The sequence below is a fragment of the Pseudoalteromonas sp. OANN1 genome (assembly GCF_024124685.1).
In the GTDB taxonomy this organism is placed as follows: domain Bacteria; phylum Pseudomonadota; class Gammaproteobacteria; order Enterobacterales; family Alteromonadaceae; genus Pseudoalteromonas; species Pseudoalteromonas piscicida.
Genome location: NZ_JAMXSE010000023.1, coordinates 14,899 through 35,209 on the forward strand (window position 1 = coordinate 14,899; position 20,311 = coordinate 35,209).

The following is a 20,311-nucleotide window of genomic DNA, read 5'->3' on the forward strand; positions in this document are numbered from 1 at the left end:
AATAATATGACAGCGTTTTTATCTAGGAACATGGAGGTTCCCTTTCTACTTTACATCACCACAAATTGTTATAATTTGTTAAACCCTATTCTAGAAACATTAAAATAGCGCTACACTCTTTTTGCACATATTGAAGAAAAGGAAATATTCGTGAAACGAGCCAGCGTTTTATCGAGCTGCATTGCTTTAGCATCAATAATTGGTTGTTCAACTGAATCAACACAATCAGATGTAGTAAAAACAGAAGGGATTTGGGCGGATATTCGTGTTACTTCAAATGCTGAAGGCTCCCGAGTTGTTACTGAGTTCAATTTAAACAGTAGTTCTGGTGCGAACGTCATTCTTTCTGATGGAGATAGTGTTAGAGCAACACTCGGTAATGAAAGAAAGATATTGGTAAAGGATAACGACCTATTCGATGTCGATTATCAAGGTTATTTTACAGCAACTGCAAAAAATTCTGAGCTAACACTTGAATTCATTCGTGATAAAGAGAATGAAAAATTAACCTCTAAAGTGAAACTTCCTGCACCAATAAAACTTTACGCTCCAGTTTCTGAACGATTCAACCGTAATGACGACATTTTGGTCGAGTGGAGAGAGGAAAAAGACATCAATACCAAGCTTTTTCTCGAATTTAAATCGTTTTGTACAAAGACGACTGGCGACTCAAGCCTTATAAGCTTCGAATCTGAAATACTAGAGTCTGGTGGGCAATATAAAATTCTATTGAGTGAATTAGCAGGCTTTAATGATGACACACTGGATAAAACAAAGCCATGCGACACGACTGTAACATTGTTCCGTACCCGAAAAGGCGCTATCGATACCAAATTTAAATCTGGCAGTCGAATAAATGCCATTCAGGAAAAACAATCTGAAAAGTTCCAAATTACTCTTAACTAGTTAATTTCAATAACTTTCCCCCTCTTCTAAAAGTTATTTTAAAAAACTAATTAAGAGTAAACATAGCCCAAAGCTCTCGCAAGAGAGCTTTTTCTTTAATGTTTATCCCATCCCTCATATGTACTTTCCAATTGTACTTTCCGATTAAAAGCAGATGAAGATTTCCAATAAGTTATTGAAGAAGCTTGCCTCGCATCAAAATGTCTCCATCATGAAACACACTGGCACTGGGTGGCGTCCAATATAAAAAGGCCTCAACATGTAGTTGAGGCCCTTTTTAATGCTAAAACTTGTAGTTAAACTTAAAAACGATAGCTCAAATTCAGTGCTAAGTCGTTTACATCATTTGCAGAAATAAAGTAGTGGCTAAAATCTACTCCTAATGTCAAAGCTTCGCTGAGTTGATAATGAACACCACCGCCTATGTAACCGCTAGTACCGCTGTCTTCGTAACGAGTGGAAAATCGACCATCCCGAACGCTGTTAATCTTGTAATCCCAATTAAACGCACCCAAGAACATTTTACCAACAAACTTATCTGCAAATGATTTTGAGTAATTGAATTGTAATGCAGGACCTTCAGGCAAAACCGGGGCAACTCGCGCCAAAGCCATTTGGCTTTGCTCAGGATCCGCACTCAAGCCTGTAAACTCCACGCTTCCCTGACCAAGGTCAATGTAGCGAAGTCCTACTTGCCAATTAGGGACTAATTCATAAAACGCTCCTATTGACCAACTACTGCTGTCTTCATCTAAGTTGACGATGTTTAAGTCTGAAGCGTTAATTTCACTATCTGCTGTAGATTGTCCGAGCGTTGCCTCCACTTGCCAATTGCTCGCCTGTGCTTGTGTGCTTAATAAACAACTCGTACTCACCAATGCAAAAGCGGGTAAAAGTGATTTTTTACGGCGCAGTACCAGCGCGCTGATTAATAGTAACAACATGCCTCCCATAGTCCCTGAGGACTTATTAGTTATGGATGTAACTTGTTTAACTGATACCGTGACGCTTACCTGACCCTCAGCCATAGCGCCAAATTCATCTTTAACAACATAGTTAATTGTATCAACACCTTCAAACCCAACTTTTGGTGTGTAACTCAGCGTACCATCAATATTAATGGCCACTGTACCTTGGCTTGCAGTTGCAGAAACAATGCTTAACATTCCACCTTCAGGGTCACTATCATTTGCAAGTACATCAATAATGATTTGCGCACCATTTGAGGTTGCGGTGTCATTCGACACTTGCGGTGGTTGATTGGCGATAATAGAAACAGTCGCAGTACTATTACTCGAGCCGCCCTGTCCATCAGTCACACTATATTGAATAGTCGCATTACCTATAAATGCCGCTGGTGGCGTATAGCTCAATTGATTATTTTCGATACTAACAACACCGAAATCGACACTCGCCCCCGTTATGGAAAGTGTATCATTGTCACTATCCGTATCGTTTTCGAGCACATCAATTATAATTGTTTGACCAGAGACAATTGTCACACTATCAGCATTAGCGACAGGTTGTGCGTTATTTGAGATTGGTACTGCAATTCCACCTGGGTCGACAATACTACCATTGGCAATACCATCATCATCATTTGGACCCCCATCAACAATACGTAGTTGCACACACCAATCACCATCGCTAAGGCCTGTGCTCCATTCGTTGCTTCCTGGAGGAGGACAGAAACCTGGCTCACCTTGAGTTGAGAGCAACTCGTTACCTTCTCCAATCACAAAGTCTTGCCACTCACCGCCAATTAATTTGCGATAAACCGCATTAAGTGGGATAGGTTTGCGTTGTGGTAACACGATACTATATACATCACCGGGTTGTGGTAACCCCGTCGCAATAAAGTCGAACAAACCACCTGCATTATTGGCATTGGGATCTGAAGGCAGCTCTGATTCCAACAGCTGTAGACCACCCGTATTATTTTGTGGCACGGTAGCGCCTTTACGTAAACATACACCTGGGTCACCTTCAACTAAGAACTGGCTAGATTCTAACGCTTGTTCTTGCACCACATTACAATCAGTGATCGCATCCATGAAATCAGGAATACCGTCTTCGTCCTCATCGGCATAGCCTTCTTGATCATCCGGAATTAAATCACCGTCACTATCCTCTCCGGTCAACGGTGCTAAAGAGTCAACAATTTCTATAAAGACATTGCGAGATGTTGACAGACTTGGCGTCGCATTATCTTCAGCCGTAACCCTCACTTTATAAATACCCGCCGGGACATTGGCAGGGTTAAATTCAAAGATAAATGGATCACTCGATATATTGACTAGCGCCGCATCCGGCTGCCAGCTGACACTCACAAGATCATTCGGGTTAGGATCAGCAACTATAGCTTCTATGGTAACCACTTCATTAGAGGCGGTAATTAAGCTACGCTCTTCACCATTTTGCTGCACAACTGCCGATAAACTTGGTGCCACATTTTGCTCAACAATTGTTACTGTTGAAGTAGATTTAGCCCCTCTGTTTACTGAGTCACTCAGGGAGATCACAATGGTTTCGTTATCTTCACTTATACCATCAGCAAATATATTAAAGCTGATGCTAGCACTCGTGCCTGAGCTTATTACCACTTCACCCGACTGTAAGTCATGATCACTGCTATCCGCTGAACCCGAAACGGTATAAGGTACGGTTACAGGGTAACTTGGTGCAGGGCCATTTAGATACACCTTAATCGAGTGACTGCGATCTTCTGCAACTCTACTATCTTTTTGCAGTGACACCAGAGGGTTGACGTTAAGATTCTGGCTCGCAGTGGCTTGTTGTCCTTGATTATCCGTTGCCTGCCAATAAACAATGTGTTTACCAGGCGCAAAGATAGGAATTCCTCTGACTAAAGATACCGGTAGTGGATTCCCTGAGCTATCTGATGCGACCGCAGTACCAAGATTCACTTTGGTGAATAAGCCTGTTGCGTTCACGGTTAAGTCACTCGGTGCAGTAATTGATGGCGCATTGCCCGTGCCCGTACCATTAATCGTGATACTAGCATTTGCCTTTGCCCTCGCTTTACTATCATCTTCAATCAAATAAGTAACGACTATTGGTGCTTGTGAGTTTTGCACAGCTTGGTAAGTCAAGGTGTTATTGGCTATGAACGCAGAACCAATTGAGGCTTTAGCGCCGATAATTCTGAGCGTTCCGCCATCTGGGTCAGTATCATTATTTAAGACAGGAAGCACATATTGATTGGAAGCCACAGCATCGAAGGTGAAACTGTCATCAACGGCAATCGGTGCATCATTTACGGAAGTTACTGTCATCGCGACTGAAGCCGTATTTGACTTAAACTCACCGTCTGACACTGTGTAAGTAAATACATCAGAGCCATTAAAGTTCGGCAATGGTGTATAGCTAAACACAGTACCTTGAATTTGAACTACACCATTTTGTGGCTGCGATACTAACTCCATTGTTAATGCATCGCCGTCGGCATCACTAACCTCTGCCGAGAAGCTCGTAGTACCATCTTCAAGCACCGTTCTTTGCATATTGTTTGCTACCGGCGCGGCGTTAACCGGCTCAACGTCAATTTCAAATGCCGGTAAGCTTGCTTGTAATGCTCCATCACTGACACTCACGATGATATTACTGTAAGTGCCCACATCATCTCTAGTCGGCGTCCCCGCCAAATTACCTGAGGACGTATCGAAGCTTGCCCAAGCTGGTAAATTGGTCACAGAGAACGTCAATGTTTGAGAGTCCACATCGGATGCTGTCGGCGTAAAACTGTATGCTTCGTCTTGTTTCACACTTGTTGATGGTGTACCTGAGATAATTGGTGCGTCATTCACAGCATTCACCACTATGCTAAACGCAGGCAAAGATGCTTCAGCTTGGCCATCCGACACCGTAATTACGATGCCGCTATATGTACCGTCTTGTCCTTCACTTGGCGTGCCAGTGATCGCGCCTGTTGTATCGTTGAAACTTGCCCATACTGGCAGGTTCGCCACACTGAATGTTAAGCTATCACCGTCGGTATCCGATGCCGAAGGAGTAAAGTTGTATGCAACATCTTCATTGACAGACGTCGCTGGAACTCCAGAAATAACTGGCGCATCATTCACTGATGTCACTGTAATATTGACTGTCGCTGCATTCGACACTAAACCTTCGGCATCTTGTACCGTATAAGTAAAGCTGTCATTTCCGAAGAAATTCGCATTCGGCGTATAAACAATACTACCTGTCGTTAGTATTTGCAGTGAACCGCCTTGAGGCTGACTAACAATTGCAACACTTGCGGCATTGAGCTGACTATCTACGTCCGTGTCATTACCCAATACGTTGATTTCTATGTTGCCATCCTCAAGTAATTGAGCCGTGTTGTTAACAGCAACTGGCGCATCATTAACGGCTGTGATATTAACGGTAACCGTTGCAGGGTCAGAACGCAGCCCTTCACTATCTTCGATGGTGTAAGTGAAGGTCAATGTACCATTTTGATCTTGTTTTGGTGTGATCGCGAGCACACCATCAGAACCAACCGTAACGGTAGCGAGATCGTAGTTGCCTGCACCATCGCCTTTATCTTCAAGCACAATATCCGAACCATCAAAACCTTGATCTTCAACATCAGAGTCATTTGCAAGAATTGCCAATGTTGTTGCAGTATCTTCGTTTGTTGTTACCGTGTCATTTCCTGCCACAGGTCGGTCGTTTACAGCACCAATATTAACGGAAATCGTGGCAATATTTGACTTACCACCTTCACTGTCAAGAATCGAGTAAGTAAAGCTATCACTCCCCGTCTCATTGGCATTTGGCGTATAAGTAATGGTGCCATTATTCAAGTCTATTGCTGCTTGACCTTTACTTGGCTGAGACTCAAGCGCAATAGCCCCTGTTGGGTTGGTATCTTCGACATCCGTTGCATTTGCCCTAACCGCCAATGCTGATGTTGGCGTGTCTTCATCGATATTCGGTGTAAAGTTAGCCGCGACTGGTAAGTCATTTACCGGCGTTATAGTAATACTAACCGTTGCCTCATTTGATTCAGCCTGAGTCGAATCTTTAACCGTATAAGTAAATGAATCCGAACCATTGGCATTGGCTGTTGGTGTAAAGGTCACTACTCCATTATTAACGCTTAACTGCCCCTTAGTCGGCTGAGTTTTAATCGTAACCGATGAAGCAACCATATTGTTTTCAGGGTCACTATCATTGGTAAGCACATTTACCGAGTTAGAAGCATCTTCTAGCGTAGTCAACGTATCGTTCACAGCCGTTGGTGCATCTTCAATTGCATTCATATTGATTGTTACGGTGTACACCGGCGAGCTGGCATTAGCGCTGTCTTCAACATGATAGGTGAAGCTATCGGTATGATTTTCACTCCCCCCATGAACATAGCTAAAACTACCGTCGGTGTTGAGTGTTAACGTACCGTATTGCGGATCGGTGTCTTTCACTATCGTTAGACTGTCGTTGGAATCAAGATCATCGTCACTCGCAAGCGACAGTAGGCCATTATTGAAGTCCCGCGTTAGTGTTGCGCCTTCATCTATAGTGAAGCTAGTACTTTGCCCAGTTGGTGCATCGTTGGTATTGACAACTTCAATATTAAATGCGGTGAGTGTATCGCTATCCGTACCATCGCTCACCGAAATTTCAATATTGGAAGTCGTACCAACATGAGAGTCATTTGGCGTACCTGAAAGTTTACCCGTTTGCGTATCAAATGTTGCCCAACTTGGTTTATTCGCAATACTAAAGGTATGAGTATCGCCTGTGTCAGAGTCAGTCAAAGTCGGAGTAAAGTCATATTCACTGTCTTCATTGACGCTCGTTGCCGGTGTACCAGAAAGCACTGGCGCAACGTTATACTTTTTAGTGACAGTGTCAGTTACCGCACTCGATTCATTCCCAGCGTTATCAGTTACAGTAACAGATAACGTCAATGTTCCTTCGTTTAATGAGGTGACATTAATTCCGGTCTCTTGGTGGGTAGTGCCCGTTATAGATATTGCACTTGAGCTAGTTACTGAACTGCTACCGTCTGAGATTTCATAAGTAAAACTACCCGCTGATTCCAAGCCCGTTAATGTGAAGCTAAATGCAGTTTCATTACCCGCATTGATTAAATCTTGATCAATCGCAGCTGAAATCCCACTTGGTGCGGAGTTGTCTAGCGTGACTGTCGTGCTCGCTGCGCTTGAGGTATTGCCTGTAGCATCACTTTGCGATGCCGTTACCGTCAATGTGCCATTGTTAAACGTGCTAACATCAAATTCTGAGCCACTTATTGTCCATTCGCCGGAACTATCAGCAGTGACAGTACGATCCAAACTATTCGCACCATCATTGATAGTGACAACTACGCTATTTCCAGCTTCCGCTCCCGTTCCTACTATCAAAACATCATCATCTTCTGACGCATTTATTAAATCATCGCCTTCTATAGGCGTTGTGATCGCAGGTGCTGAAGGTGCTGAGTTATCCAATGTGATCGTGGTGCTAGCTGCACTTGAGGTATTACCTGCCGCGTCACTTTGAGTAGCTGAGACCGTCAATGTGCCATTATTAAACGTACTGACATCAAATTCCGAGCCACTTATAGTCCAGGCCCCTGAGCCGTCCGCAGTGACCGTTCGATTAAAACTATTTGCACCGTCATGAATAGTAACGGTTACACTATTACCCGCTTCAGCGCCCGTTCCTACAATCAACACATCATTATCTTCCGCCGCATTTACTCGGCCATCACCTTCAATTGGTGTCGTAATTATCGGTGCAGAAGGTGCTGTATTATCGAGTGTAACAGTGGTACTTGCTGCACCAGAGGTATTTCCTGCTGAATCTGTTTGCGTCGCCGATACAGTTAATTCGCCATTACTAAATCCGCTAACATTGAACTCACTGCCACTGATAGTCCAGTTCCCGCTACCATCGGAAGTTACATTTTGATTCAGCGTTGCTGAACCGTCAGTAATACTCACGCTAACAGTCACGTTAGCATCGGCACCAGAGCCAGCAATCAAGACATCATTGTCTTCAGCGGCATTAATTTGACCATCACCCTCAATTGGAGTCGTAATACTAGGCACTGAAACACTCGTATCAATGACCATTGATAAGCTATTGCTATTGGTAATATTACCGGCTGTGTCCGTTGATCGCGCTGTGATTGCGTGCGTACCACTGGTCATCGCCGAACTTGGAGTAATAGTCCATGCACCTCCCGCAGCTGTGGCTGAGCCAACAACGCCATCAAGATCAGAAATTAGTGTCACTGTGTCGCCAGTAGTTGCACTTCCTGTGAATGTGGGCGTTGTATCATTAGTAATGTTATCTGTATTTGAGGAGCCGGTATCACTCCCAGCGGTCAGATCTGGCGTGCTTGGCGCGGTAGGGGCTGTATTATCGATCGTTACGCTTAAAGAACTAGAGCTACTACTTACGTTCGTGCTCGTATCCGTGGCAGTCGCAAAAATCGAATGTGATAACCCTGCAGTCAACGGATCCGTTGTAATTTGCCAATTACCACCTGTTGCTGTGCCAGTACCAATGACCGTGGTGCCTCCACCTACTTGATTACTATATAATTTAACCGTCGCCCCGCTCTCAGCAGTACCACTGAAAGTTGGTGTGGTGTCATTGGTAATGTTGTCTGAGCTTGAAGCCCCAGAGTCTGAAGCCGCATCCAAGTCTGGTGTCGATGGCGCATTTGGGGCCACGTCATCGTTGACTGTTATCGTGAATGACTCTTGATAACTTGCGGTTCCATCACTCGTTTGAATACAAATAACATAGTCACCCGGAGATGTTGATGCTTGCGTTTGTAACGTACTGCCTGAAAATTGGAAACTGCCGTTACCCGAATTTGCGCTACATGTACCACCATCGCTACTGCCAGCCGTAACCAAGCTGTAGGTATGACTGTCGCCACTTTCCACATCTGTGGTGCTGGCTGTCGCCACGTCCGCAGCAGTTCCAGTATTCGATTGATCTATGCTTGTTGCTGTTAATGCAATATCGGTAGGGGCATCATTTACAGGAGTAATAGTAACTGCGGCCTGATTTGTACCAGTACTGTCTGCCGTGCCATCATTAAAAGTATAATTGAGTGTTACAGATGAGCTTGGATCCTCAGAGCTGTTACTGTAGCCAATTGATTGCAGTACATTATCCACTAGCGCGGAAGTAGCGCTGCTGTTGAAAGTGAGTACGAGTGTGCCTGCAGAGTTAGTTGTTACTGTACCGACTTCTGTACTATTGTAACTTAGCGCGCCTCCCTGAGTCAGTGTGCCTAGCAGCCCTGTGTTACTAAATACATCTTCACTATTAGCACCACCTGAACGTGAGATTGTTAGCGACGCACCATCATAGTTACCGTTTCCACTATTAAGTGCGTCAAGTTCAGTATCTGCAATGGTTACATCACTGTCTATCGCAATCGAAGTTCCATTTTCAGTAAAGGTATTACCACCATTTAAACTACTGAAGATAGGCTCATCATTCGCAGCTTCAAAGGTGATCACTGTATCGCTGCCAGAGTCAGCAACTGTATATGCAAGATCACTACCCGGGGAATTTGTAAGCGATAGTGATACTTCTACGCCTGAAAAATCGGTTGCATTAGTATCTATCTCCAGCGTACTTGTTCCATTAAAGCGAATATTGCTGGTTGATAATCCTGTGACGCCTGTAATTGTTATCTTATCTCCGATGCTAAGATCGGCAATCGTATCACCATTGAGATCGCTTGCTGCGCCCTCAAAATTGTCATTGCCATCATTACCTGTCATGGTATCTGTACCGCCGCCAGGACGTATAGTGTCTGCGCCACTACCACCTGTGATAGTATCAGACCCATCCAAATCTGTTGCTGTTATTTCTAGCACATCACTAGAAAAGGCAGAAGCGTCTATAACTAGGTCAGACGTGATTGCACTGCCACTGGCATTTGTAACCGACACCGTTTGACCGTCGGCATTAAAGTTATCAGTAAGGGTGATCGTCGCTGCGCTATTGGTGCCAATTGAAATGCCTTCAATAGCTGAAACCGAGGTGGTTGAGAAGTCAAATGCTCCACCATCCATAAGTTTTAATGTCTCACTGCCCGCCGCCCCAGAAATAGCGGTCGCAAAATCGCTCAGATTGGCCGTATCAATCGCAACAGTTGCACCACTTGATAGACTGAGGTTTCCTATATTGAAGAATCCACCTCCAGTTACATCCGCACCATCTGACGCTAAAACAAGATCTGCTACGTTCGTGTCGCCAGTTAAATCGCCAGTGTAGGTGCTACCACCGATATTAAACGTTACAGCATCATCGCTCGACGTTGCAGAAACATCAGTGGTACCGTTACTGATGGTAATGGTCCTAGTATTGCTAGCATCGTCACCAACACTATACACTTCAACCGAAGAGAAAGTGGTAATATCCCCATCACCAGAGATATTGATAGTTTCTGTTCCAGCCGCTGAAATATTACCGGTAAAACTTTCATGTTGAGCTACTGTCATGGAAACAGACGCGCCGGAGGCTATCGTTAAATTACTGACCGCGTTTATACTTGCACCTGTTATATCTGCGCCAGAACTCAAAGATAGCGTATCTGCAGTCGTATTTTCGCCCGTAATAGTACCAGTATAGGTAAGTGAACCTAAATCGAAGGTAATTGCATCTGAAGTTGAAGTACCAGTAACAGAATGACCCGCACTGCTCACGGTCACCGTTCTTGAATTGGTTAAATCATCAGATAAAGTATAATTTTCAAGCGCTGAGACCGTTGTAATATCGCCATCACCAGAGACAGTTAGAGAATTAGTGCCGTCGCCGGAAACCGAACCAGTAAACGATGACAACTGAGATACTGAAACTGTTGCAGAGCCACCAGTTGCGACAGAAAGGTTTTCAAAACCGCTTACTGACGCGCCTGCGATACTTCCGCCATCACTAATTGAAAGCGTATCTGTACCACTGCCTCCTGCTAGAGTACCGGTAGCTGTGAATGTACCAACATTTACGGTGTCGTCACCACTGCTGCCTGTTACACTTTGCCCAGCAGCGCCAAGCGTAAAGGTATTAGCCGCTGAAAGTATGTAAGTTTCAATTGCACTGTTACCTGTTAAGCCATCACTCACATCACTGATAGTGATACTCTCAGAGCCTGCCGCAGTAATCGTAGTAAAGCTGTCATGCTGAGCCTCCGTCATAGTGACTGACGCATTATCACTTAAGGTCAGTGATTCGAAACCGCTGAGCGTAGCGCCACTGATGTTTGCACCATTATCTGCTTGTAGAGTATCTGTGCCTGCGCCAGCTGCGAGCATACCTGATGGCGTAAACCCGGTTACATTAACCGTGTCATCCCCGCTGCTACCCGTCACATTTTGTGCTGCTGCTCCCATGGTAAAGTTCATTGCAGCGCCTAACACATAGGTTTCAATATCGCTATCACCGGTTAGGGTTTGATCTCCATCAGCGCTAGATATTGTAAATTGGTTTGTACCTGAACCATTGATGGTAGTAAACGCATCATGCTGCGTTTCGGTCAGCGTTAAAGAACCGTCATTGTCTGGGGTTAATGTTTCAAAATTAGCTAGCGACGTAAAGTTAGCTAGATTAGAGCCAGTTACTACAAATAGTGTATCGGTACCTGCGCCCCCATCCGCAGTTGAACCAGCAATATGGCTAGTATCAGCAATAGTCAGTGTTTCATCGTCGCCAGTAAAGGTGATTGCTGGAGATAAGTTTGCGCCGTTTGTTGTATTAAAACCGGCTGCGGTACTGCTTGCTGCAGTGACATTATTCACGGAAATAGTAGCAGTGCGAGAAGTACTATTCACTGTACCGTCGTTGATCACAACAGTTACGATTCTTGCGGTTTCGTTGGGAGTACCGGAGGTATTGTTGTAAGTGATCGCCTGTAGGAACGTTTGCACTTCTGACGCTGAAGCAGTTGCACCAGTTATAGAAATTGTATCTTGTAGCGAAATATCAGAAGAACCCGAAATTCCCGTCAATGCATCTTGAGCGGATGCACTGACATTCAGGCCTTCAGATGCACCGTCTTGATCGTTGGTAAGACTTACTGTTATGGTGGTAATTGTGTCGCCATCAGCTTCCGTCACAGCAGCATTCGCGGCGATATTTACCGCACCACCACCTTCAGAAAATGAAGCACTACTATTATCGCTACCACTCGTTGAATCTAAATCAACTGCAGGAGCGGTGTTGGCCGTCGAGAAATTAAAGGTAGTATCGTCACTGATCCCCGCAAAACTGTTTCCCGCAAAGTCATCAACAGCAGTTGCATCAATACGAATGGCGTAGTCGCGATTACCTGTTAGGTCATTAGTAGGGTTTATATAAATTTTATCATTTGTAATGCCAATACGACCTGCACTTGGGCTAGTCGTCGTACCGTCACTTTCTGTCGCAACATCAAACACTTCAAAAACACTACTACCACTGACGTCACGAATAGTAATGTTACCAGTTCCAAGGGCTATATTTTCGTTGAAGTCAATAGTAATATTACTACTTACTGAGACCCCTGTCGCATTGTCATTCGGTGTTGAGTTTCCACCATCGAACGTAGGTGCAACCTCATCGATATCTGTAACCGTAATGGTAATATTTTGTGTAGCCGTGTTGTTGCTACTTCCACCGTCATTGGCAGTAACCGTAATATTGTAAATATTGTCGCCGCCGTTGTCTCCCGGCGATTCATAATCCGGTGCAGTCTTAAACGTGATGACACCAGAGCTTGAGTTAATATTGAACTGCGAAGCGTCTGTACCAGATAGGGAGTAAGTGATCCCTGAGTCATTGCTACCGCCATCACCATTGTCAGCATTAACATCAAGCACTGTGCCCGTGTCATTTTCTGCAAAGTTAGTAGATGCGCTGCTGTTAAAGGATGGAGGATTATTACTAGGCGTTCCAGGATCCCAACTACAAAACGGGAGTGAATTACAATCGGACTCATTCAAACCGCTACAGCCTCCGACACCCGTACACTGCAAAAACTCAAGCCGCCCCCAATTTGGATCGCGCGTGACCGTTATGGCTTTGCTAGTTAATCTTGACTGCACGTACTCTAGTGCTTGCTGATGAACAACGGTATGAGCCGCCCCCTGTAATGTCTCTGCATTTGCTAGCGCTGATGAAGCCACTGCCACAGGTAATTGAATGGCTGCACTGCATAGCAATGCAGCCTTAATATGGGTTTGTAATTTACTGTGCGTAAATATCACTGCGCTGTTATGTTCTGTATCCATAGTTTTATCCACATTTTATACCCAGAAGCTCACTTCCAAGGTAGGAACGACCTTTATCCAACTTGGTGTGTTATAAGTAGCTAACACAGCCATTTAATTACTTGGTTTGCTCTGGTTGTCCAACACTAAACCAGACACTTGAGCCAGCTTTTGCTTGACTTTGCTTACTGATAATTCAGGTTCAGTGGCCAACAACAGTGCAATTATGCCCGTGCCATATGCCGCTGCGTAAGAAGTACCACCAAAACCACTGTATGCATTATTTCTTGCGATACCCCTAGCACTGTAACCTGGCATCCAAGCACTTACCGATTTACCAAAGTCGCTAAAGCTTGCTGACATACCGCTGCTATTCATTGCGCCCACCACCACCGCAGACGCAATACTCGCCTCTGTACTATTTGCTTTAATCATCTTCCCGCTATTTCCAGCGGCTAATACCACTAAGGTACCTTTACCGCCTCGGCCGGTTTGTGCTAGGCCATCAATGGCATCTTTTATTGGTTCCAGTAGCAACTGCGTTTGCCAACTCATGTTAACAATGTCGGCTTGCGCTAGTTGCGCGATATGTAACGACTCCAATGTATGGCTTGTCCAGCTTTTTGTTTGCCTAATTGCAATAAGCTCGGCGTCGATTGCAAGACCCGCCATTTCAACTGGCAAAGCATCATTTGCTCTGGCAAAAATCACTCCAAGTACCTTAGTACCATGGATATCAAAACTGCTTTGCGGCTGTACGTCCTTGACTCTTCTTTCAATATCGTAGGTGAGTAATATCTTAGTTTTACTTAAGGCCTCATGTTTTAAATCAAAGCCATCATCGATAACAACGATTTTTACTCCCTCGCCTTGAGTCGATTGTTGTAGTTGTTTTTGCCATTTCTCTAACTGAAACAAACGAAAAGGTAAGCTTTTCATAGAACCTGGTTTCGATAAGGTTTTTGTTAACCATTGCGCAGCGTTATTGTTTTCAACTTCGAGCTTACTTTTTATTTGTAAAATATCTGGTTGGGCATATATTACCCCCTCCAAACCACTGGCAATCTCTAGTGCAGCAGTCAAGCGCTTGGCGGACGCGTCTTTTAGCGATACCACCACAAACTCGTGCTCTGCAAAGGGCCCAAAGGTGACTAGCTGGCCCACCTCTATTTTTTGTTTTAAGGCTTTTTTAACGCCACCGCCCATCCCAGCCTTTATTTTTATGATTATTCTGTTGCTCAGCTCCACCAAGTTTTCTGAGTTAGCAAACTTATACACACTCTTAGGTTCAGCGCTGCTCTGTTTAAGCTTTATCTTGCTGTCAAAATTAACAAACTCAATTCCCTGTGCATTCGTCGTACCAATAGATAAAACAACAAATATAAAGCACAGCACCAGCTTTAATCTTGTTAGATAAAAAAGCTGACAAACCTCTTTTTTACACATTGGTTACCACTCTTACAAACACCATAGTAAGTTACTAATTTAAAAGCGATAATAACACTCAATTACCGCTGTAAAATATAAGTATTAGTAAGGACCAGCACCAATAACAAGCCAACCTCTTACCAATACTTTGCGTCTTACTAAGCTAGTTCCTTGGTGGAAATGTGCCATCTAGTGCCAATGCAAACTGAATCGCCAAAAATGGTTGGCGGTTTTCATGCCCGGCATTTGCCATACCATTAGCACCAAGCGCAGCATAATCCATCGCTATCTGATTTTGTGCATCAGGAGCTTTATCATAAACGTTACCGCCTGAAGATTGCGCGAGTAGATTCCCCTGCCCCGTATCAACCGTTCCGCCTAGTGAAGTCGTACCATTAAAAGTGTGGGTATGAGCAGGTAAGTTCGACTCATATAACACAACTTCATTGTAGCCTTGCTGTTCGGTTAACATATTTGGTGTCAGGCCAGGACCTGTCCCCGTCCCCATCGGTACTCTACATTGTAAATTTGGCACCCCCATGGTGGTGCGGCAATCACCACCAAAGTTACAGCCCATTATCGCAAACAGTGCTGAATTTTGCGATATAGGTAGTAGTTGTCCTTCACAACTGGCCCACCACTCAGGTGTAAAATTGCATACAAACATTCGAACTTCACCTAAAAAACAATCAGCCATTATTCTTCTCCTTAATTTCTAGGTGGATACATGCCATTTAGGCATATTATAAAATTAACCCCAAGGCTAGGCATTTTGTTTTCATGAGCATGATTGCTTCCCGCTGAGGCAATAATGCCGTCATACATAGCTGAAGGGCCATCATTGTGCTGGGCCGTTGCTGGTTCACAGTACATATCAGCTTTACCCAACACTTGCCCAGCAGGGTTTGTACCCGTCGCGGTGTTGTTACTTACCTGAAAATTATGGCTATGCGATGGTATTTGATTGATATCTAAGGTGACCGTTTCTACCCCTTTCATTGTTCCTATCTGTGTTGGCGTTAATCCGGGACCACTGCCGAACCCCATAGGTAATCGACCTCGCATATCAGGAAACCCAAAACTACTTCTACCATCTCCACCATAAGTATTCCCAAGCAAAGAGAATAATGCTTCATTCCCTGTAATTGCAGTGATCTGCCCGTAGCAAAACGCCCATTTAAACGGCGAGTAATTGCCAGCAAACATCGTTATTTGTCCAATAAACCCTTCCATTTACGACCTCCTTAGTTTCGGCTCGGATAAATGCCAGTGAGTGCAATGGCAAAGTTAAGGGATAAGCTGGGTTGCATATTATAGTGGCTCTGACTGCCGCCAATGCTTGATACCGTGGAGTCTGAGGTATTTACCAAACTTGTAGCTGCGGCATATATAGGCTCTGCCGTCTGCGTCGCCATTTGGTTTGGGCCTGGAGCATTTGCGAATGGAAAGTCAGCCGGTTTCGTACTTGCTTGCACGCCGTGAGTATGAGCGATATTTGCTAAGGTTAACGTTACGTTTTCAGCGCCACCAGCATTGCCTCTGTCATAACTAGCGCTTCCTAAGTTACCAAGCCCCACCGGCACTCTGCCACGAAAGTCTGGTAAACCAAAGGTTGTTCTACCATCACCACCATACGCGGTGCCGGTGAGAGAATATAGCGCTGGATTTTGGCTAATTTGAATTAGTTGACCGTTACATAAAGACCAATTTTTAGGTGCCCAATTGTAGCCATAGAGGGTAACCTGTCCAATATAGGGTTCTGACATTATTAAGCTCCTTTATGCTTCTTTTTTTATGCTGATAATTATTTGATACTTGTCTTTTTCGTATGCAGATAAAAACAGTGGCATTTCACCCAACTTTTGATGCTTTAATGTATACGTATCATCAGTAAGCGGAAAATTTGATTTGGCGGTTAACGTTACAGAAAATCCTTCAAATTCATTACTGTTTAGCTTGCACTCAGCAATAGCATCAACTTGCAACTCGTTTAGCTTATGCTTGCCATCGGCCGTAAAAACTTCAACATCCTGACCGATTAAGTCTTCAAATAAACTACTAGTTAGTTTCACAACACTTGCTCCTTTGCTCATTAAGTTAGACTCGCTCTTGTTAACTAAAAAACAGTTATTACTACCAATGATCAAGCGAGGCGCTTTATTACCTTTCTTTCATTACCCCTCTTTTTAAATTAACCTAAAACTATATTCCTCAACGCTGGCGGATACCAAATTAGTAACTCATAAGGAGCCTTAATTGATTCAATTTTAAAGCCTAGTTTTTGATATAAACGCTTTGCATCGTAATTATTTTGCAATACCGACAAAGTCATCGGCACGCCAGATTGAGCGGCAGCTTGCTGGAAAGATTGAACAACTGCTGCACCGATCCCTAATCCACGAGCTTGAGGTATTAAAGCAATTTCTATTAATCTCACTTCATTATTACCAAAGTCAATTGTCGCCTTGCCTATTCGCTCATGGTGTTTTTCAATAATGAAATACATAGCGTTTGGAAATTGATCTCCATAGCCATTACTTTGCGCTTTAAACTGCATTTCAATAATTGACTCTATAAAATCCTTATCTCCATCAATCAACTGCAAATCTTGCCGAGTGCTATGGTGTAAGCTTTCCAGAAAGCCTTTATCTTCTGGTTTTGACGGTCTAACATATAAACCATCTGGAGGCGTAAACTTCATCACTCTTACCTTTATATTTTAACTATAAAAACCGACTACTTTTCGATTAATAGCATCAACTAATTTATCATCAAGTCGATTACCAATTTTATCAAGCAGCCAAAACTCAAATTCCTCAAACAACCTAAACCGATACAAGGCTTCTAAAACCAATTCTAAACTTAACTCAAGTTCACCCCATATTTGTGTATCCAAAGACCACTCACATTCATGATTGTTAATGTCAAGCTTATTTACTTTATTTAATTGGCATTTAACGAAGATACGTTTAATTTGGAAAATTCCAGACTCACCCACCTCATGATAAGCAGGAAGATTTGGTAAACTTTCATCAGGGAAGCTAAAGATGAACTCAGGTATTGGATCGTTAATATACTCAAAAGTAATCCGATCACCGGCCTTTAGATTTTTATCTTGGTACTTAATTGGTAAATTCAAGCTGCATTGGTTTTCGATGAGTCTATGCTCCCTATAGACTTTGATTTCCGTTTTCAATTCCAGTGTATGATAAACTTTCCCGCAATCCGGTACCTCAAACGAACCAGATAACACATCTAGGTTATTCTCATTGAGTGCGCTTGCTGTGTTTTTATCGAGACGGAAAAACGAACCAAGCTCAGCTGGGTTGACTCTTTGCTCACTTTTCATCAGAGAACTTGGATTGCATAGCCAAGCAGTAAGCTCAATTTCTTGAGGTATGAGCTCTCCATCTGGCTTTAAAAACTGTTGAAGGTGACTAAAAATCCATACTTGAGGCTCTCTGCGTAATAAGGTATTCATGGTCTCGGAAATGATGAGATCAAACTCTATTGGTTCTTCAGGTAGCCAAGTTGTTGCATCTGCGTGCACTATACGTTTCACCATATGAGCGATATCTAGCTTAGTTACCAGCTCATGTATTGCTTGCGTATTTTCTGGATGAATATCTAAAAGTGTTACTGAGACTGGACTCGTTTTGTGGAGCGCGAGAAAAGGTAATAGTAATACACCATATGGCCCGGTCCCTGCGTAGAGGATATTTATATTATCTTGCTGATTGATTTTGTCTCGTATCGCGCTCGCAACGCCCTGCATAAATATCTGACTACGTAGCGTTTCTAGTAAACATTTAGCTGCCTGAACAGGTGAAATCGCGACCCCTTTGTCAGTGTTTATATCAGACCAATCATTCATATCGAAGTCAGTGGATACGCCTGTTAGTTCAGCTAGAGCCTCAGACATAGATACTGCGTGAGGTCTATTTAGCCCAGCATCAATCTCATTTAGGAGCAAAGCTTGAGAGTGCTCTAGCAATTTTTTTACTTGGTACACGCTGCCAGACGTCATTACAGATCCTTCAACCTATTATTTTTAAATCACTTGCTAACGAAACACACTGCATTTTTTTAACTTGTACAATTTTCACAAGGAACGTCCATTGAGCCTGACTGGCAATCTATTAACCAATCATTTACTTTACAATCAATAACGATATTGACTCTATCAAGGTTTCCTCGGTTAGCTACACTGTGTATTTTGTCCGCATTTATGTACCACACCTCTCCCTCTTTCATTGGTACTTGCATACCATCAACAACAAACTCAAGAGCAGTGTCAATGACCAAAGGTATATGAAGTCTTGCTTCACCATTTTCGATACAAAGGCCGCCATCTCTGTGAGGTTTTATAAAAGCACCAGCTTTCAATCGCATTATTCTTACGGAGAGAACTTCACAAGGGAAATTATCAACAAATGATTTAAGTAGCGGCTTTTCTTCTAATATAGGTAAGTTTTGCCAGTGAGTGCCTGACTCAATCGCAAAGTTTTGTAAGATCGGGTGAGCAGATAAATGCTCTGACAAACAACGCAACGCAACTACGTCCCAGCCGCCGTCGTAATTCGCTTTATTGACATGGTCAGTCCAAGCCAGCTCCTTCAGTGTCCCTAGCTCGTCGAGTACTTGTTGATGTTCTAGAAAAATTGGAAGCTTAAAATAAGCTAACCGTTCCTTACTATATGGCATAACCATCCTTAAGTGCACAGATAACTAACGTAACTCAAGCTCCAAACTGCTTAAGTGGCAAAAAGTAAAATCCGATCAAGCCCTTTGTCAGCTTAGTCCACCTCGATAAAATTGCGAATATTTTGATCTAATTTCCATTGGCGATCTGAAAACTTCCCACCATTGATAATAATCTGATTAGCGCCATCGATACTCGTAACTGTGCGTTTTTGCTTTTGACTCAATGTATAGTTTTTTAAAAATACTCCGTTGCTTTCAAAAACTTTGATACTAGAACTACCAGAATTCAAAACAAATAACTGATTAGACTTACCTATGGTGATGCTCTTGGGACCATTAAGTTGATAGTCTTGCTCAATCCCGAACTCACCAAAAGTGTTCACTATTTCACCACTAAAGTTAGCTAACACTATGTGGTGCTTTCCAGGTTGCAATAAATAAAGCTGTTGTTGTGTCGGATCTACAGCAAAATCTTTAAGATCGCTAATGTATTTAGGTAAAGGCAATTCATTGGAAGCAGGGTTACCCTGGGTATCAAAAACCCTGATCACCCTCTCATGTTCGAAGTAAACGTAAAGAGAATCTCCGTAACGCCTAATTATATTAGCTCTTTTTTTAAAAGAAACTCGTTCCCCTGAAGGGCTTAGAACATCCCTGATAGGTACTTGAATACCGAGTTCATTCAATAGATTTTCAGGAAGCCTTTCCGTTGTATCTTTTGATACTCCAGAAGCAGTGAAGCTTTGTCTAGCAAAGCTAACAGGAGGTAAGACTGATGCAACCGTGAGTGCTGCACCAGCAAACATAAACGTTCGGCGTTTCATTCATTTTTCCTTTTTATTCTTATAGGTAAAGTATGCCAACTTTTTCGAGCAGAAGGAATTACACTCCATTACAAGCAATATTCCAAAAAACTCACTCAAATAAAAATACTATGCTTTCAAATGCTTACAAAAACCCACAGTCAACTCAGACTGTTAATTATCCAATTTTAAAAAACAATTAAAATTCTCATGCTAGACAAG

11 protein-coding genes are annotated in these 20,311 nt (G+C 43.2%); 1 reads left to right on the forward strand and 10 read right to left on the reverse strand.

Annotated elements, in window-relative coordinates; translation table 11 throughout:
* Nucleotides 1–150: 150 nt before the first annotated feature.
* Nucleotides 151–906 (forward strand): hypothetical protein, encoded by a 756-nt coding sequence (locus NH462_RS17415; protein WP_253106862.1) that lies wholly within the window; start codon nucleotides 151–153, stop codon nucleotides 904–906.
* A 302-nt stretch (nucleotides 907–1,208) separates the two neighbouring features.
* Here the strand turns inward: NH462_RS17415 and NH462_RS17420 are convergent, their stop codons facing one another.
* The 10 genes from NH462_RS17420 to NH462_RS17465 form a co-directional block, all read right to left on the reverse strand.
* Nucleotides 1,209–13,175 (reverse strand): Ig-like domain-containing protein, encoded by an 11,967-nt coding sequence (locus tag NH462_RS17420; protein ID WP_253106863.1) that lies wholly within the window; start codon nucleotides 13,173–13,175, stop codon nucleotides 1,209–1,211.
* Between the two features lie 93 nt (nucleotides 13,176–13,268).
* Nucleotides 13,269–14,600: a S8 family serine peptidase gene (locus NH462_RS17425; RefSeq protein WP_253106864.1), complete on the reverse strand. Its 1,332-nt coding sequence runs from the start codon at nucleotides 14,598–14,600 to the stop codon at nucleotides 13,269–13,271.
* A 145-nt stretch (nucleotides 14,601–14,745) separates the two neighbouring features.
* Nucleotides 14,746–15,279 (reverse strand): tail fiber protein, encoded by a 534-nt coding sequence (locus tag NH462_RS17430; protein WP_253106865.1) that lies wholly within the window; start codon nucleotides 15,277–15,279, stop codon nucleotides 14,746–14,748.
* A gap of 11 nt (nucleotides 15,280–15,290) precedes the next feature.
* Complete coding sequence (locus NH462_RS17435; RefSeq protein ID WP_253106866.1) at nucleotides 15,291–15,815, reverse strand: tail fiber protein; 525 nt, start codon at nucleotides 15,813–15,815, stop codon at nucleotides 15,291–15,293.
* An 11-nt stretch (nucleotides 15,816–15,826) separates the two neighbouring features.
* Complete coding sequence (locus NH462_RS17440) at nucleotides 15,827–16,348, reverse strand: tail fiber protein (RefSeq protein WP_253106867.1); 522 nt, start codon at nucleotides 16,346–16,348, stop codon at nucleotides 15,827–15,829.
* A 12-nt stretch (nucleotides 16,349–16,360) separates the two neighbouring features.
* Nucleotides 16,361–16,654, reverse strand: a complete 294-nt coding sequence (locus NH462_RS17445) for a hypothetical protein (RefSeq protein WP_253106869.1) — start codon at nucleotides 16,652–16,654, stop codon at nucleotides 16,361–16,363.
* Nucleotides 16,655–16,773: 119 nt separating this feature from the next.
* Nucleotides 16,774–17,283, reverse strand: a complete 510-nt coding sequence (locus NH462_RS17450; protein WP_253106947.1) for a GNAT family N-acetyltransferase — start codon at nucleotides 17,281–17,283, stop codon at nucleotides 16,774–16,776.
* An 18-nt stretch (nucleotides 17,284–17,301) separates the two neighbouring features.
* Nucleotides 17,302–18,609, reverse strand: a complete 1,308-nt coding sequence (locus NH462_RS17455) for a hypothetical protein (protein WP_253106871.1) — start codon at nucleotides 18,607–18,609, stop codon at nucleotides 17,302–17,304.
* Nucleotides 18,610–18,668: 59 nt separating this feature from the next.
* The gene (locus tag NH462_RS17460) at nucleotides 18,669–19,286 is read right to left on the reverse strand and encodes an aspartyl/asparaginyl beta-hydroxylase domain-containing protein (protein ID WP_253106873.1); all 618 of its coding nucleotides are present in this window, start codon (nucleotides 19,284–19,286) and stop codon (nucleotides 18,669–18,671) included.
* A 92-nt stretch (nucleotides 19,287–19,378) separates the two neighbouring features.
* Nucleotides 19,379–20,110: a hypothetical protein gene (locus tag NH462_RS17465; RefSeq protein ID WP_253106875.1), complete on the reverse strand. Its 732-nt coding sequence runs from the start codon at nucleotides 20,108–20,110 to the stop codon at nucleotides 19,379–19,381.
* Nucleotides 20,111–20,311 lie beyond the last annotated feature (201 nt).

Excerpts from the sequence above, each read along its gene's own strand:
- NH462_RS17420 (WP_253106863.1), bottom strand. The coding sequence starts at position 13,175 with ATGGATACAGAACATAACAGCGCAGTGATATTTACGCACAGTAAATTA.
- NH462_RS17425 (WP_253106864.1), bottom strand. The coding sequence starts at position 14,600 with ATGTGTAAAAAAGAGGTTTGTCAGCTTTTTTATCTAACAAGATTAAAG.
- NH462_RS17430 (WP_253106865.1), bottom strand. The coding sequence starts at position 15,279 with ATGGCTGATTGTTTTTTAGGTGAAGTTCGAATGTTTGTATGCAATTTT.
- NH462_RS17435 (WP_253106866.1), bottom strand. The coding sequence starts at position 15,815 with ATGGAAGGGTTTATTGGACAAATAACGATGTTTGCTGGCAATTACTCG.
- NH462_RS17440 (WP_253106867.1), bottom strand. The coding sequence starts at position 16,348 with ATGTCAGAACCCTATATTGGACAGGTTACCCTCTATGGCTACAATTGG.
- NH462_RS17450 (WP_253106947.1), bottom strand. The coding sequence starts at position 17,283 with ATGAAGTTTACGCCTCCAGATGGTTTATATGTTAGACCGTCAAAACCA.
- NH462_RS17455 (WP_253106871.1), bottom strand. The coding sequence starts at position 18,609 with ATGACGTCTGGCAGCGTGTACCAAGTAAAAAAATTGCTAGAGCACTCT.
- NH462_RS17460 (WP_253106873.1), bottom strand. The coding sequence starts at position 19,286 with ATGCCATATAGTAAGGAACGGTTAGCTTATTTTAAGCTTCCAATTTTT.
- NH462_RS17465 (WP_253106875.1), bottom strand. The coding sequence starts at position 20,110 with ATGAAACGCCGAACGTTTATGTTTGCTGGTGCAGCACTCACGGTTGCA.